Origin of the sequence: Aquamicrobium aerolatum DSM 21857, from assembly GCF_900113935.1 — a bacterium.
GTDB lineage: Bacteria > Pseudomonadota > Alphaproteobacteria > Rhizobiales > Rhizobiaceae > Aerobium > Aerobium aerolatum.
In genome coordinates this window covers 17,765-32,709 of record NZ_FORF01000018.1, presented here as the reverse complement: position 1 = coordinate 32,709, position 14,945 = coordinate 17,765, and the positions used below count along the sequence as shown (strand labels likewise).

Genomic DNA, 14,945 nt, shown 5'->3' with positions numbered 1-14,945 from the left:
ACACTCCAATTGAGACTCCCCTGCCCTGAGTCTCAATTGGAGTGTAACTTTCTCGCGCAGAGTGCCAGAGTCCCAGATTGAAGTGTAAATCGACACCCAGCGTGGCCGGGTCGATGGAGCCAGCTACAAATGCGAATGTTGGTCTGTTTGCAACCCCGGACAGGCAAATGAAGCCAGATGAGGACCAAAAAAAACGCCTCAAATGTTCAAGTTTCGAACGAAATGTCCAACTTTTCCCGCAAAAGAACGCAAAATCCGAACTACGCTGCCTACCGCACGATCACAATCGCGCCGGGCTGGACACGATCATAGAGGTCGATCGCGTCTTCGTTCAGCATACGGATGCAGCCGGACGAGGCCTCGGTTCCTATGGTCCAGGGCTCGGACGTGCCGTGGATTCGATAGAGCGTGTCTCGGCCGTCCTGGAACAAATAGAGCGCGCGTGCGCCGAGCGGATTGTGGGTGCCGGGCTCTATTCTCTTTGGCAGTCCCGGCGTCTGGTTACGCATATCGTCGGTTGGAAACCACGCTGGCCACTTGGCCTTGCGCCCGACGGCAGCCGTGCCGGACCATGCATGTCCTGAAGCCCCAACTGCGATGCCGTAGCGTCGCGCCTTACCGCCGGGTTCAAACAGATACAGATAACGCTGCTGCGTATCGACGAGGATCGTCCCCTCCGGATGCGGCTCCGGTGCTGTGACGACCATAGGCCAGAACCGCCGATCGAATTTCTTGCGATCGACGATCAGAACCTCGTAAGCTTCTCCGGCATAATTCTGCTTGAGCTGCTGATAGGTCGTGCCAGGCGGGACCTTGTCGGCCACGCAGGCGGCCAACATCAGAAGGCCGGCCGCTGCAGTCAGGACGTGCAGCGCCGCGCTGATCGCTGCCCGCTTCACTTGGCGGACAGGAGTTGGATCGTACGATCAAGTGCCAGCGAAAACCCCTTCAGCGATATCGGGAAAACCATATCTCGATTTCCATCCGCCACGCGCGCAAGGATGTTCAGTTTCTGGCCCGCACGTAAAGCCGATGCGGTCGCTGCATCCAGCGCGAGAGGCACGACGCATCCGGCGGGAACGCAGGTGGAAAAGCGACGCGCTTCACCCGATTTGCCCTCGTCGACCTGAAAGCCGACGCCCGCATCCAGCAGCAGGCCGAACGGCAACATCAAATTGCCGAGCATGTTCTTGCCCCCGTCCGATGAGGTCAATTCGATTGCCAGAACCCGCTGACCGTTCGCATTGGACTGTATCTGCGAAAACGTACATGTCGGGCTCGAGGCCTCCTGCTGCCTACAATTCACCTGCCAATCCTCATAGGTCTCCTGCACGGAAGAGGCGCCACCCGGCAGGACGGATGCGGCAACGGCATGGCCGCCTCCGCCCACCAAAGGTAACATCAGACACAGCCCGGCAACGATAAACCTTACCATTTGACCCGCAAGCCAAGCATGCCGCCGACCTCTAAGCTATCGCCGAAGTGCACAAGTCCGGTGCTGGCCGAAACTTCGCCGTAGAGCGAATATTTGTCATCGTCCCAATTGTAGCTTCCGCCGAGGCCGACGCCACCCCAAAGCCGGTCGGTGCGGCTGGCAAATACCGTCCCGGACACGTTGACACGGGTCCCGTCCAGAAACTCATTGTAGAGGTTGGCAATCCCGTAGGCGCTGACCCGCGAGACCATGCCGTTGTCTTGCGTCCAACTCTCCTGGTATTCGGCAGCAAGCCCCAGTCGACCGCGCAGGCTGTCGCCATCCAACAGGGAAACGGTTGCTCCGAAGGGATCGGTGAAGCTGTCGAAACGGACGTTCGAATAGACCAGTTGTGCCTGCGGTGTCAGTGACCAGCCCGCATTGAGCTCGATCCGCTTGCCGGCCTCCACCGACAAGGCATAGCCAAAGCCTTTATTGCCATCGCCCAACCGTCCGACGGTATCGGAGTTGAGGTCACTCCTGAACCACATCGCGTTCGCCTGGCCATCGACATAGAAGCCGTTCTGATCAAGCCAGGTCACTGTGCCACCGACACCATAACCGTCGGTGGTCATGCCGCCATTGCCGTGAGGCGATGTGACATCGGTCCATGCGCGTCCATAGCTCAGATTAATGCCGCCAAGAAATTGGCTTCCGTCTTCCGTTTCATGCAGCAAGCCATCCAACCCCGCCTGCAGCTTCCAGACATTGCTGTTATAGGTGCTGCTGCTTGTCGATAGCGCTGGTTCGACATGACGGTGTGCACCTTCAACCCGCGCCCAAATGGCACTGTTTTCGATAACCGCCCGCCCATCGTTGCCATTGGCATAATATTTTGCCTGATCTTCCGTGACGGTGCAGCGGAAATTCTGGGCGGCGTCCTTGCAGAAAACGGTCTCGGAAACGCGCACAGGTTGTGGATTTTTCCAGTAACAGTTGCCGACACGCTGCTGCATCGTTGGTATTTGAACAAGATTCAACAGGTGTTGCGGATAGGTTTCATAGACAGGAACGCCGGGGTGGTAATGCGGCGTGGGGTCAATTGGATCGACTGGATCCACCGGGTCAACCGGATCGACCGGGACGAGATCAGATCGCAGGTACCAGTTGCCGTCCACCACATCGCTGGCGACGCCGTTGTGGAACAGATTGTAGTAGTATGCGCCCATGATCACGGCCTGTTCGCCTTTGACGACGAAGTCGCCGTTCAAGGCGAAGACGCCAGGTGCGGATGCAGCCTTGTTGCGAACTTCCACGAGAAGGATGCCATTGCCCGGCGTCATGGCACCCGTACCCTCCCTGCGATCGATGGTGATCGTCGTGGCGCCAGTCCCCATGCGAGTGCTGTCGAGAACCAGCACATCGGAGAACGAACCGGTCTGGCCACCGGCTGCTACGCCTTCGTTCAGAACAGTGTTGAGCCGAAGCTGGCCACCGTCAGAAACGAAGACGCCGCTACCGGCGGCCCCGCCTGCCACGGCGTTGCCGGTCATCACCAACGTGTTACCGATCGCTGACCCACGCAGATCGATCACCCCGGCATTGTGGAAGGTACCGAGATTGGTGAACTGGCCCTGCACCACACCTGATCGGCCGAGCGCATAATAGCTTGCTTCGAGCGCACGGCTGTCGATGCCGGTTGTCGGAATGTAATAGCCGGTTGCGGTGGTGCTGGTTTCACCAAGCACAGGAGCCAGCCGAACCGTCGCATCGGAACGGTTATTGAAGTTGCTGGTCGATGCTCCAAAATCGGAGATCGCGACACGTTTGGTGTCGCGCACGCCATCACCGTCGGTGTCGGCGAAATGGCGAACGTCGAACAAGCTGGAGTTGTCAAAGGCGTTCGTGCCGCCACCCGCAAATTGCACAAAACCCGTCACCAAGCCGCTATTGGCCACGGTCAGGTTGCCGGCGGTTGCGGCCTGACGGCCAATATCGGCGATCGCGCGATCAGAGGCCGCGGCGATTGTGCCAAGGTTGGTCAATTGGCTCGAAGTGCCCGAACCGATGAGGACACCGGCCGAGGGCCGAATCGTCGTGGTCCCCAGCCCCGCGACATCGGCTTGCCAGCCACCGGTAACGGTAGAGTTTGCGCCAACTTCAATCGTTGAGGACCCAGTGGACATCTGCAAGGACGCCGTCAGACCAATCCTGCAAAGTTGTAATTGTGCCATCGGCCCTCGCGATGGCATTTCCGGAACCGCTGTTCAGACTATAGAGGCCAGCCGCACTCTCGCCATCCGTCACCACGCTGCCTAGCGCACCGAGTATAACGGTCGTATTCGCGCCGATGGAGCTGTAATTGAAAGCGTTGATACCGTAGGCGTATACGCCTGCTGTAAAAATGGCTCCCGATGACTCTAGAGTGACCGAACCGGATCCTTTATTGAGACCATAGATGCCGAAAACATCGTCACCAGTGGCCCTGATCGTGCTGCCGGCGAGTTGGTTGATACTGATATCGCCGGTACCAGCAATCTGTTCGATCCAGCCAAACAGCCCACTGGTGCCATTAAAATCGGTGTTGTCGGAATTCGCAGTAACGTCAGCACCGGAAGAGATGGTTATTCTCCCGGTTCCCATTACCTCGACACCGTCGGCATGAAGGCCATCCGTTTTAATGGTGACGCCCGTGTCAAGGTTGACTGTTAGCGGCACGCCGCTTTCATCATGTACTTGAATGCCGTCATTGAAATCAGCCGCCGCTCGGTCGACTACAATCCCGCTCCCGACGTTCAACGTGAAGCTGCCAGGGTTATTGTAGATGATACCCCCATTATAGGGATTACCGCCGGGCGCAATGCAGGTCGCCGCCCCGCCAGCAGGGGCGCCGCAATCAGCGGCAAAAGCAAGATTGCCGGACAAGCCCACAATCGTTCCCAAGGTGAAGGTCGCCCCGCACGTCGCCCTCATCAAGATTGCTTTAAGCTCTTTGTGAGGAGAAATTCTCGCCGGAGGATGACAGGAAATATTCGTGATATGTTTGGTATATTGGCGTTTTGAAGCAGTTGTCACGTGATCGCTATTCGATACCATATCATCCCCCTACTGAGGTTTATCTAGCTCTCATAACGCGAATACGCATGATTGGTTGCACAACCTACATAAACAACCATAAGTAATTATTTTCCTGAAACCTGCAACAAGTTTCTTGATCATTTCTCTCTGCGCTAGATGTATACACTATAGTATTCCTCATCAGCATAAGCGCGCACCAACCGCTCTGCGAGGTGCGAAAAACTGAATACCAGGAATAGACATGAGCATCCGATCGCATCTTGGATGCGGGCGCTCGTCGTTTCAACTTGCAAGTAAGCTTGAACACTTCTGCCTCTGCTGTTCAAGATTCGATAATGAAAGCTATATGTTGACCTACATCCAGGCTGATAATAGCGCCCGTGCATCGACCGACTGACAAGACGTCTGACCAAACGATGAGGTCGGGTGCGTGGCGCCCTCGACATCCGCCGAGGCACCATATCGACCCGTAATGTTGCTATCCGTATCGCTTATCGCCAGCGCGTCACGCTGGCTCGCCATAACCGATGCTGCGGCCGCCATAACGGCGCACGCGGAGGTTGGCCTGTTCGGCATGGCCGACAAACCCTTCTAGCAGGCACAGGCGCGAGCAGTAGGCACCGATACTCGCGGCAGCCTCGTCAGTCAGCACCCTCTGATAGGAGTGGGTTTTGAGGAACTTGCCGACCCACAGACCGCCGGTATAACGCCCGGCCTTTCTGGTGGGCAGCGTGTGGTTTGTGCCGATGACCTTGTCGCCATTTGCGACATTCGTACGCGGCCCCAGGAACAGAGCACCATAGGAATGCATGTGCTCGAGAAACCAGTCGTCGCGGTCGGTCATCACCTGAACATGCTCGGATGCGATGTCGTTGGCGACATCCAGCATATCCTGATAGGTATCGCAGACGATGACCTCGCCGTAGTCCCGCCACGACACGCTGGCTGTCTCGGCGGTTGGCAGAATCGCAAGGATCCGCGCGATCTCGGCCAGGGTCTGGCGCCCCAGGATTTCCGAATTGGTGACCAGCACAGCTGGGGAATTGTACCCGTGCTCGGCCTGCCCGAGCAGATCGGTGGCGCACATCTCCGCGTCGACGGTTTCGTCGGCGATCACCATTGTTTCCGTCGGGCCGGCAAACAGGTCGATGCCGACGCGCCCGAAGAGTTGGCGCTTGGCCTCGGCGACAAATGCATTGCCCGGACCGACAAGCATGTCGACCGGCGTGATGGTTTCGGTGCCCAGCGCCATCGCGCCCACCGCCTGCATGCCGCCAAGCACGTAAATCTCATGTGCACCGGCCCGATGCATGGCAGCAACGATCGCCGGATGCGGTTCGCCCTTCTGCGGCGGTGCGGCAGCGACAATCCGCGGCACGCCAGCGACGGCAGCCGTGAGCACCGACATATGCGCCGAGGCCACCATAGGAAACTTGCCGCCGGGAACGTAACAGCCGACGGATTGGACCGGAATGTTGCGGTGGCCGAGAATGACGCCCGGCAAGGTCTCTACCTCGATGTCGCGCAGAGACGCCCGCTGCGCCTCGGCAAAACGGCGAATCTGGGTCTGGGCAAAGTCGATATCGGCCATGTCTCGATCCGAGACCTTGCTCATCGCCGCATCGATCTCAGATTGGGTCAGGCGGAATGACGGTGGCGAGAAATTGTCAAATTTCTCCGACAGCTCCCGCACTGCAGCGTCGCCGCGCGCTTCGATGTCCTTGAGCGTGACCTCAACAGTCGCCCGCACCTTCGCATCGTCCTCCGCGCGTTCGGCTGTCGGCTTTCCCCGCTTCAGATAGGTGGTACCCATTGGCTCAAATCCTGTCTAATCCGCTCGCTGCAACCGGTGTGTGCGGGTCTGCTTCACCAGCGCCTGGTTACATCGGGTCCAGATTGTCGCGGAAATCGTTGAGGTCGGCGTCGACTGATGAGGGCGCGTCGATCCACTCCTGCATCGCCTTGCCCGTCACCGGGTCAGCACCGGGGATTGGGAGCATCATGATGCGCTTGGCGGCGGCCCGGCGCGTTTCTTCCGTGAGATGTTTTTCCTGGACGTTGTCCCAGTCGCGCCCGTCGGGGTAGCCGCCGACCATCCTGATGTCGTCCGAGTGGGCGACCATGCAATGGGACACCCCTGCCGGCATGACGATGACGTCGCCCGCTTCCGCCCGGACGCGGACGCCACCCACCCCAAACAGTTCGACCTCCATCCAGCCCGTCGCGACCCCGAGGCACTCATGCGTGGTCGAATGGAAATGCGGATACATGTAGACGCCGGGATAGCGCCAGTTGTTGAGCCAGCTATGGGTGCGAAAGCGTTCAATCAGGGCGTCTTCGCCACCGCCCGGCACACCATTGCGGTGGACGAGCAGCGGAAAGCGGCTGTTTGGCAACATGCCGTTCGGCTTGGACCAATGCAGTTCGGGCGTGGTGATCGGCATCGCGGTTCCTCCAATTTTCGCACAGTGAGGATAGGCGCATATCCGCCCAAGGTAAGCTGGCATGTTCCGGCATGAGTCCGGCATTTGAAGCAAACCGTTGACAGGCGTGGTTGCCTGAGATCCACTTGGGCAAGGAGGAACAGCCATGGGGGACCGCCGCCTCAACGGCATCGACGCGGCCATCGCGCTGCTGAGGGCGCTGACCGAATCCGGTGGCGAGCTGACCTGCCGGGCAGCGGCGCAACGCACCGGTCTTTCACGCTCCAGCCTGCACCGGATCGCGACGAAGCTGTCGGCGCACGGCATCGTCCGACGCAGCCGAGGCCGCATCCATGTTGGCGATGTAGCGCGCGCGTTCATCGCCGCTGATTGTACTCGCCTACGTGTCGACTGCCAGATGCGCGCCGTGCGTGCCCATGCGGCCGGCATTCGCGCCATCGATATCCAGGATGACATGGACACCCCGTTGACGCTGTCGCGCCCAGCCTTCAACAGCAGACCCGCCAAGCGGCTCCATATCGGCTTTGCCAATGCATCGCTCGACAATCCTTGGCGCGTCGCGCTTGTCCACTCGGTGGAACACGCTGCTTCGAGTTTCGCCGACGTCATTGCGCGCTTCGACGTGCGCGACGCAGGCAACAACGCTCAACAACAGGCCGCCGATATCCAGGAACTGGTCGGCAATGGCGTCGACGGCCTGATTGTCAGCGCGATTGAATCATCGGCTGTGAGTTCCGCCGTGACCGCTGCGAGGCAGGCTGGCGTTGAGGTGGTGATGGTCGATCGACGGCTGCCGCAGACCGTGCCAACCAGTTTTGTGACGACCAGCGATGCCGCCATCGGGCGGAAGACGGCGCAATGGCTGGCGTCCGTTCTGGGTGGCAAGGGGTCGCTGCTGCTCCTGCCCGGCGCGCGCGCGGCGGAGCCGGCGCAGATCCGGCTCTCGGCCGCGCTGAAAGTGTTTGCGTGCTATCCGCAAATCAAAATTGTCGGTGTCGAGTGGACCGGGTGGCAGCGTCAAGGTGGGTACAATGCGACCACCCGAGCGCTGGCCGAAACCAACGGCGACATCAGCGGCGTCTGGTGCGACAGTGGCTTGCAGGGCGTGGGGTCGATGGAAGCCTTCCTCGCCGCCGGGTTCACGACAGGCGCGATACCACCACACACCGGCGGCGACCTCAACCTCGCCTATAAACTGGCGATCCGTCATCAGGTGAAGCTCGGGGCCATGGACTATCCACCGGCCATGGGGTTCCGGGCAGTTGAAGTTCTCATCGCAGCGATGCGCGGCTGTTATGTGCCAAAGCGCCTGACCATCGCCACGGATCTGGTACTGACGCGCAACGCCGCTGTGGCCGACATGGTGCCGCAAGCCTGGGCCGAAGATCATGTACGCTGGGACCTGCCTGACGAACTCGTGCTCGCCTCCAGTTTGGGGTCGTCCTACAATCCGCGCAGCTTCCGCATTCACTACCCTGGCAACAGCTACAACCGGTCTGCCGCTCGTCTTTCCGGCGGCGTCTCATGAAATCCACGGACTCGCGCGGCTTGACCGCCCTTGCGACACTGCTCGACGCCTTGGCCTCCGGCACGACGGTGCGCGCCGCGTCATTCGCCGAGGAGCATGATTTTGCGCGCTCGAGCGTGTTCGATCTCACCCGCCGCCTCGAAGCTGCTGGTCTGGTCACGCGAAGCGGCTCTGGAGACCTCCATGCTGGGCCGGCAGCGCTCGACTTCGCCTGGTCGACCTACGGACTTCAGGGCATGCGCGGCCCCACCGAAGCTGTCCTGCTGTGGTTGAACGATCTTTTCGATGCGCCGGTGGAAGCCACCTGCAGCGGCGATCTTCTGCTTTGCGCGCCCGGACGGTCGCCGATGGTTGGTCCCGTCGCTCAAGAAATGTCTGAACCCATCTGCGACCAGAACGGGACCGAGCGCATGCGGCTCTCCTTGCAGCCAACGGCTGCGGTCGATGCCGATCTTGCATCGATGGCGATGAAGCGTGCCATCGCAACCCTTGAACATCACTTGATGACATCTTGTTGAGCGATCCACATGTTCATTCACCGGAAGTCGCTACGCATGCTTCAAGCGGCATGCATGTCGCTTTGCTGCTCATCGAGGATGTGGTCGGCAATCGCAAGCGATGACGTCGCCGCTGGCGATGGAGCACAACAGAGATGGGTCATGCGTTGGGTCTTCAGCATGAGAAAGTCATGCATTATCGCGCCGTCGTCCATGATGATCTGCGCGCGGACCCCTGCCTTGCGGCCCCGCAGATCCTGACGTTGCAGGCTAGGCATGTAGTTGCGGCAGGCAGTCAGATAGGCCGACGCGATCAGCGAATTCCGCATTTCCGCCAGACCAGAGGCGAGATTGCCACGCAGAAATCGCCAGAACCCGGGATAGGTCAGGGTGTCGAACATATCTCGTAGATCGAACGAGAACTGCGGCAAGCCTTCGCGCGACAGGCCCAACACCGCGTTGGGTCCAACGCTGATCTGACCATCCGGCTCATGTGTCAGATGGATGCCAAGAAAGGGCAGGTCAGGATCAGGCACGGGATAGATCAGGTGCCGGACTTTGGCACGCACGGCAGAATCCAACTGATAATACTCGCCGCGGAATGGCACCAAACGAAAATCGCATCGAAGCCCTGCCAGACGCGCCAGACGGTCGGCCTGCGCTCCTCCACAAACAACGAGATGACGAGCCTGCACCGTGGCCCCGTCCGTCACTGTAAGAGCCACCATCTCTGCGGTTTCAGCGATCCCCTGGACTCTGGCGTTCAACCGAACCTCGCCGCCATTGGCGATCAGGATGTCGGCCATCCGCCGCGTGACACGCCCGTAGTCGACAATCGCGGACTCCGGGAAAAACAGCGCTGCCAATCCCGAAATATACGGCTCGCGCCGGGCCAGCTCAGTTTGATCGATATCTTCAAACGGAATGCCATTGGCGATCGCCCGCTGCCCCAACTCGCCAAGACGCTCCACCTCAACGTCTTTGGTTGCAACGATCATCTTCCCCAGCTGCTCATAGGGCACATCATGGGCGTTGCAGAACTCTTTCATCTGCAGCGCGCCTTTGCGGCACAGCCGCGCCTTCAGACTGCCGGGGGCGTAATAGACCCCGGCATGAATTACTCCGGAGTTATGGCCACTTTGATGGCAGGCAACAGCGGCCTCCTTTTCCAGCACGACGATGCTGTGAGTCGGGTTTCGCGCCTGATAGCGCAACGCCGTCGCCATACCCACGATACCGCCACCGATGACCGCCAGATCGAATACCATGGGCTTGGCTCCTACAGTGGATGGCGAAGTATCGCTCTCAAGCACAGCTTCGATTAGCATCGGCCCGTCATAGGCGAAAGCCTCGGCGAGTGCTGTTTCTGCCAACACCTGCACACCGGTTGCCGCGCCCATGGCCCGCGCCAGCGCCGCTACAGAACCAGTTTCCGCAACGGCAGCAGAAACAGCCAGGTGACCGCGACGAAAGGCGCTGTCAGCACCGGAATGCCCAAAGGCATCAGTGCGGAATTGAGCGCGGCCTGCGTGATGACGGTGAAAATGGTCGCTGCGGCTACGTAGAACACCACGCGCGGCCGGGGCGTATCGAACATAGTTCCGATCGCAATGGCCGTCAGCACTGGGCTGAAGCCAAACAGCCCTGCCGCGATGGCGTCCGAATTTGCCCCGAGCGTCTGCGCCACCGCGATAGCGAGAACCGTGCCCGCCAGAGCGTAGGCGGCAGCCCATCTCGAGCTGACCAGCAACGCCAGGAGAAAAATCACTCCAGTGATCGCGTTGCCTATGAAGAACACCTGAGAGACACCGAACAGCGCCGCATCGACCAAGGCCAGGCTATCCAATGGCATTGCTGATGCGACGTGGATTGACGGAAGGGCTGGCGGCGGCAAGTCGGCCAGACTGATGGCGGCGAAGTTATAGCTGCCCAGCAGCATGAGCCAGGTCGTCAGGACAAAAGGCGCCGTCAGTACCGGAACGCCCCATGTCTTTGCGATATTGACCATCGCCAGCATCACGACGACTGAAATCCCCGCGCCGACGACGAGATAGGCCCAAAACAGCGGGTTGGCCGCGAGATAAATCGACAGCGCCATGCCGACCAGCATGCCGTTGTAGCCAAAAAGACCGCTGCGCAACGCTGTCCTGTCAACGCCAAGACCGATCGCCGTGCAGGTGGCAACGACCAGTCCGACCGGCGCGCCGATCGCCAGTTGCGGCGACCCCGAGACGACAGCGCTCCAGCCAATACCGATCAGAAACAGCAATCCGGTCAACGGATTGTCCTGAAGCATCACCTGCCCGGATCCTCGCAGATTGGTATCGATGAAACGTACCGCAGCCGAGGATTCGGTCAGACGTGCCCAGCTTCCGGCCATCGCGTATGCTCCGTGTTAAGATCAAATCTAGCGCCACAGAACTCCGGCGACCGCGATTCCATGCCGAGCACCTTAAAGACCAGTCCGGCATCGTTGACCAGCCCGCTGGCGCCGGAGGCAAGTCGACATTCGCCTTTGCGATCAAAGGGAGGACTTCCCCCGAAACGTCAAACGATCCCGTCGCTGCGGATCACGTCATCGTCCGTCAAACGCTGTCTCAGCGGCTGGTGACGGCTGCACTGTTGGTCAGGGCTCCGAGTGTTGCCAGCATCGCCGCGCCAGTACGAATGCCGTTGATGAAGCAATCGATCGTCAGGTTTTCGTTTGGCGCGTGGTTGGCTTCGTCGGCATTGGCGTAGGGCACGAAGAATGCCGGGATACCGAGAATCTGGGTGTGGACATAGTCCGGGCCGCTGGCGCCGAGCGCCGGGTAGAGCAGCGGCGCAATGCCGTGCGCGAGGGTGATGCCCTTGCAGATTGCATCCGCATAGGGCGTGTCCATCGCCGTCTTGGAGGGCAGCATTCCGCCGCCGCGGATCAGCTCGACGTCAGGAGCGTGGGTGCGCACATGGGCTTCAAGTTTTTCAAACACGTGGTCGGGCGTCATGCCGTTGACCAGACGCATGTCGCATTTGGCCATTGCCTCGCATGGCAGAACCGTCTTCGACCCCGGCCCATCGTAACCGCCGTGCAATCCGTTGATGGTGAGCGTCGGATGAAACATCAGACGGTCGTAGAACGGCCGATCTGCTGGCGCATCGAGTTCGCTCAGGCCGAGTTCAGTCATGAATTCCGGCAGGTCGAGCGGCAACTGCGCGGCGTGAGTGCGATCGACGTTGCTCGGCGGAATGACATTGTCATACAGACCCTCGATGGTGATCTCGCCGTCCGCGTTCTTCATCGTGCCAAGCAAGTGAACCAGCTTCCAGATCGCGTTCGGCATCACGCCGCCATAATTTCCGGAATGGGCATCGCGGTTCGCGGTCTTGGCCCGCAGTTCGAAGCTGAGGATGCCGCGCACGCCGAAAGTGATGATCGGCAAGCCTGAAATGTGCAGCGGGCCATCTGCCGTGATGACGAGATCAGCGTTCAGGCGCGCGCGATGCTGCTCGGCAAATTCGGCAATGTGCGGACTGCCGATTTCCTCTTCGCCCTCCAGAAGAACGATGAGATTGCACGGCAGATCGCCGTGAACCGCCAGCCAGGATTCGATCGCCAGAAGCTGGGCGAAATGCTGGCCCTTGTTGTCGCCGACGCCGCGCGCATAGATGCGACCGTTGCGGATGGTCGGCTCGAACGGCGGGCTGTCCCACAGCTCCAGCGGCTCTGGCGGTTGCACGTCGTAATGGCCGTAGAACATCACCGTCGGCACGTCGGGACGATGGCCGCTCCTTCCGAGCACCATCGGATGACCAGCCGTCGCCACGGCCTCCGCCTCCATGCCGAGACCGTCCAGCATCTCGACCAGCATGCCAGCCACTTTTTCGATGCCGATATTGTGTGCGCTGATACTGGGGTGCCGCACATAGTCCATCAGGCGCTCGATAAACGAATCGTGATTGGCGGCAATGTGATCGAACACCTGTGACAAGCGGTCGTCGGCAGCAAGCTGGTTCATAACAGGCATCGTCCTTGTGGAAAGCTCATCTACGGCGGCGCACCGCGCCCCGAATGGGGAAAGGCTCAGTATATTTTTTCGCACGTTGTGGGTCGAACAATCGTTCTGGAGCCTACAATTCAAAGACGAACTACTGAGTCAAGTTACAAATTCTATGCTTAGACCTTTTAAATTTAAAGCGTGCGGTTGTCATTTCGTTCCCGTTCTCCTAGCCTTGCAGCTCAGGGGATAAGCTCAGGAAATCAGGACATAAAACCTGAAGAGCTTGTCAGGTTTTATCAATGGAGAGGATTTACGATGAAGGCATGCACCCGACGATTGGGCTATAGTCTGCTTGTTTCAACCGCTTTGGCATTCGGCGCAGCAAGCGTCGCATCGGCGCAGGAACGGGTTCCCGCGGTCACGATCGGCACCACCACGGAAGCCTATGATCCGATCCGCTATGAAGCCGCTTTCATTATCGCCGAGAAGTGGCGCGAACTTGGGCTGGAAGTGAACATCCAGCCGACGGAATTTTCCACACTGCTGGGCAAATTCTACGACGAGCAGGACTTCGACGCCACGATCATCGGCTGGAGCGGCCGCGTCGACCGTCTCGACCCGCAGTTCTTCCTCGGCACGCTCGACTCGCGTCAGTCGGCACCCGGCGGCAACAATCCCGGCGGCTACAACAACGCCAAGTATGACGAGCTGTTCACGGCACAGTCGCAGGAATTCGACGTCGAAAAACGCCGCGACCTCGTGCACCAGTTGCAGGAAGTCTACACGCCGGACGCACCGCTCACCGTTCTGTTCTACCGTGACGAGGTTGTCGCCTACAACAACACCGCCTTCGACGGCATGAACGCGATGGCTGGCGAAGGCCTTTACAGCGAATGGGGCCCGATGCAGGCCAAGCCGCTTGGCGAGCGCAAGACGCTGCGCATCGGCGGACCGCAGGAGCCTGACAATCTCAATCCGCTGGCGTCCACCTCGGTCTGGGGCTGGAAATGGATGCGCCTCTACTATGACCGCCTCGTGCGCCTGTCGCCAGAGGTCGAGCCGGTGTTGTGGGCAGCAACCGCAATCAACGCCGTCGATGAAAAGACCATCGACGTGACGCTGCGCGAAGGCATGACCTTCCACGACGGCAAGCCGTTGACCGCGGAAGACGTCGCCTTCACCTACAACTACTACAAGGAAAAGAAGTTCGCCTATTTCGGTGCGTACCTCGCGCCGCTCGACAATGTCGAGGCAACTGGCGATCTGACCTTGCGCTTCAACCTCTCGCAGCCGTCGGCCTCCTTCGCCAACATCGCGTTGTCGCAGATTCCGATCCTGCCGAAGCACCTCTGGGAAGGCATCGACAACCCAGGCGAGCTCACTCCTGAAGCCATTCCGATGGTCGGTTCGGGACCGTTCGTCCACAAGGGTTACAGCCGCGGCGAAATCATGTCGCTGAGCAAGAACGACACCCACTTCCACGCCGATGACATCGCCGTGGACGGCGTCGAGTTCGTGATCTACGCCGACATGGAAGGCGTCTTCACCGGCCTCCAGACGGCAGCCATCGACATGACCGCGTGGCGCATGGAAGCTGGCCAGATTCCGCTTGCCGAAAAGCAAGAGAACCTGACCGTCGTCTCGGTGCCGGATTTCGGTTACTACCACCTGACCTTCAACACGCGTCGTGACCCGTTCGGCGATGCCGCAACACGCCGCGCGCTGACGATGGCAATGGACCGCGAGCGGATGGTCAACGTCCTGCTCGATGGGCGTGGCGAAGTCGGCCACAGCATCATCGCACCGGTCAACGCTTTCTGGAGCAACCCCTTCGTCGAACAGTTCGAATTCGACATGGATGCGGCCCGTGCCGCGCTCAAGGACGCAGGCTACTCCTGGGATGCCGAAGGCCGGCTCCTGAAGTAACCGAAACGCAGTTGATCAGACCCGTCGCGCGACAGCCGGCGGGTCTGATCGGCCATTTCGCACAGCCAGCCGAAGCGA

12 protein-coding genes are annotated in these 14,945 nt (G+C 59.9%); 3 read left to right on the top strand and 9 right to left on the bottom strand.

The window, feature by feature from the left end:
* Positions 1–269 precede the first annotated feature (269 nt).
* The 6 genes from BMZ42_RS14330 to BMZ42_RS14305 all read right to left on the bottom strand — a co-directional run bounded on the left by BMZ42_RS14330 (position 270) and on the right by BMZ42_RS14305 (position 6,936).
* Positions 270–899 carry a L,D-transpeptidase gene (locus BMZ42_RS14330; RefSeq protein ID WP_244523274.1) on the bottom strand — a complete coding sequence of 210 codons (630 nt, stop codon included), beginning with the start codon at positions 897–899 and terminating at the stop codon, positions 270–272.
* Complete coding sequence (locus BMZ42_RS14325) at positions 896–1,402, bottom strand: invasion associated locus B family protein (protein WP_175556738.1); 507 nt, start codon at positions 1,400–1,402, stop codon at positions 896–898. Before BMZ42_RS14325 ends, BMZ42_RS14330 begins: the two co-directional genes overlap by 4 nt.
* A gap of 26 nt (positions 1,403–1,428) precedes the next feature.
* Positions 1,429–3,600: an autotransporter family protein gene (locus BMZ42_RS14320; RefSeq protein ID WP_175556737.1), complete on the bottom strand. Its 2,172-nt coding sequence runs from the start codon at positions 3,598–3,600 to the stop codon at positions 1,429–1,431.
* Entirely contained in the window at positions 3,575–4,510 is a 936-nt protein-coding gene (locus BMZ42_RS14315; protein ID WP_139207936.1) for a hypothetical protein, read from the bottom strand. The genes BMZ42_RS14320 and BMZ42_RS14315 overlap by 26 nt, the downstream gene beginning before the upstream one ends.
* A 487-nt stretch (positions 4,511–4,997) precedes the next feature.
* Positions 4,998–6,305 carry a histidinol dehydrogenase gene (gene hisD / locus BMZ42_RS14310; RefSeq protein WP_091523737.1) on the bottom strand — a complete coding sequence of 436 codons (1,308 nt, stop codon included), beginning with the start codon at positions 6,303–6,305 and terminating at the stop codon, positions 4,998–5,000.
* A gap of 67 nt (positions 6,306–6,372) precedes the next feature.
* Complete coding sequence (locus tag BMZ42_RS14305; RefSeq protein ID WP_091523734.1) at positions 6,373–6,936, bottom strand: cupin domain-containing protein; 564 nt, start codon at positions 6,934–6,936, stop codon at positions 6,373–6,375.
* Positions 6,937–7,081: 145 nt separating this feature from the next.
* On the opposite strand from BMZ42_RS14305, the gene BMZ42_RS14300 reads away from it, so the two are divergent.
* Both BMZ42_RS14300 and BMZ42_RS14295 read left to right on the top strand, forming a co-directional pair.
* Entirely contained in the window at positions 7,082–8,464 is a 1,383-nt protein-coding gene (locus BMZ42_RS14300) for a substrate-binding domain-containing protein (protein WP_091523732.1), read from the top strand.
* Positions 8,461–8,982 (top strand): hypothetical protein, encoded by a 522-nt coding sequence (locus BMZ42_RS14295; protein WP_091523729.1) that lies wholly within the window; start codon positions 8,461–8,463, stop codon positions 8,980–8,982. The genes BMZ42_RS14300 and BMZ42_RS14295 overlap by 4 nt, the downstream gene beginning before the upstream one ends.
* A 41-nt stretch (positions 8,983–9,023) precedes the next feature.
* Here BMZ42_RS14295 and lhgO read toward each other — a convergent pair whose 3' ends face one another.
* From lhgO to BMZ42_RS14280, 3 genes are all read right to left on the bottom strand, one after another.
* Positions 9,024–10,229 (bottom strand): L-2-hydroxyglutarate oxidase, encoded by a 1,206-nt coding sequence (gene lhgO, locus BMZ42_RS14290; protein ID WP_091523859.1) that lies wholly within the window; start codon positions 10,227–10,229, stop codon positions 9,024–9,026.
* Positions 10,230–10,378: 149 nt separating this feature from the next.
* Positions 10,379–11,341: an urea transporter gene (gene yut / locus BMZ42_RS14285; protein ID WP_091523728.1), complete on the bottom strand. Its 963-nt coding sequence runs from the start codon at positions 11,339–11,341 to the stop codon at positions 10,379–10,381.
* 217 nt (positions 11,342–11,558) lie between these two features.
* Positions 11,559–12,959 carry a M20/M25/M40 family metallo-hydrolase gene (locus BMZ42_RS14280; RefSeq protein WP_091523725.1) on the bottom strand — a complete coding sequence of 467 codons (1,401 nt, stop codon included), beginning with the start codon at positions 12,957–12,959 and terminating at the stop codon, positions 11,559–11,561.
* A gap of 297 nt (positions 12,960–13,256) precedes the next feature.
* On the opposite strand from BMZ42_RS14280, the gene BMZ42_RS14275 reads away from it, so the two are divergent.
* On the top strand, positions 13,257–14,867 hold the full coding sequence (locus tag BMZ42_RS14275; RefSeq protein ID WP_091523724.1) for an ABC transporter substrate-binding protein: 1,611 nt from the start codon (positions 13,257–13,259) through the stop codon (positions 14,865–14,867).
* Positions 14,868–14,945 lie beyond the last annotated feature (78 nt).

Excerpts from the sequence above, each read along its gene's own strand:
- BMZ42_RS14325 (WP_175556738.1), bottom strand. The coding sequence starts at position 1,402 with ATGTTACCTTTGGTGGGCGGAGGCGGCCATGCCGTTGCCGCATCCGTC.
- BMZ42_RS14275 (WP_091523724.1), top strand. The coding sequence starts at position 13,257 with ATGAAGGCATGCACCCGACGATTGGGCTATAGTCTGCTTGTTTCAACC.
- BMZ42_RS14320 (WP_175556737.1), bottom strand. The coding sequence starts at position 3,600 with ATGTCCACTGGGTCCTCAACGATTGAAGTTGGCGCAAACTCTACCGTT.
- BMZ42_RS14295 (WP_091523729.1), top strand. The coding sequence starts at position 8,461 with ATGAAATCCACGGACTCGCGCGGCTTGACCGCCCTTGCGACACTGCTC.
- lhgO (WP_091523859.1), bottom strand. The coding sequence starts at position 10,229 with ATGGTATTCGATCTGGCGGTCATCGGTGGCGGTATCGTGGGTATGGCG.
- BMZ42_RS14300 (WP_091523732.1), top strand. The coding sequence starts at position 7,082 with ATGGGGGACCGCCGCCTCAACGGCATCGACGCGGCCATCGCGCTGCTG.
- hisD (WP_091523737.1), bottom strand. The coding sequence starts at position 6,305 with ATGGGTACCACCTATCTGAAGCGGGGAAAGCCGACAGCCGAACGCGCG.
- BMZ42_RS14305 (WP_091523734.1), bottom strand. The coding sequence starts at position 6,936 with ATGCCGATCACCACGCCCGAACTGCATTGGTCCAAGCCGAACGGCATG.
- BMZ42_RS14315 (WP_139207936.1), bottom strand. The coding sequence starts at position 4,510 with ATGGTATCGAATAGCGATCACGTGACAACTGCTTCAAAACGCCAATAT.
- BMZ42_RS14280 (WP_091523725.1), bottom strand. The coding sequence starts at position 12,959 with ATGAACCAGCTTGCTGCCGACGACCGCTTGTCACAGGTGTTCGATCAC.
- yut (WP_091523728.1), bottom strand. The coding sequence starts at position 11,341 with ATGGCCGGAAGCTGGGCACGTCTGACCGAATCCTCGGCTGCGGTACGT.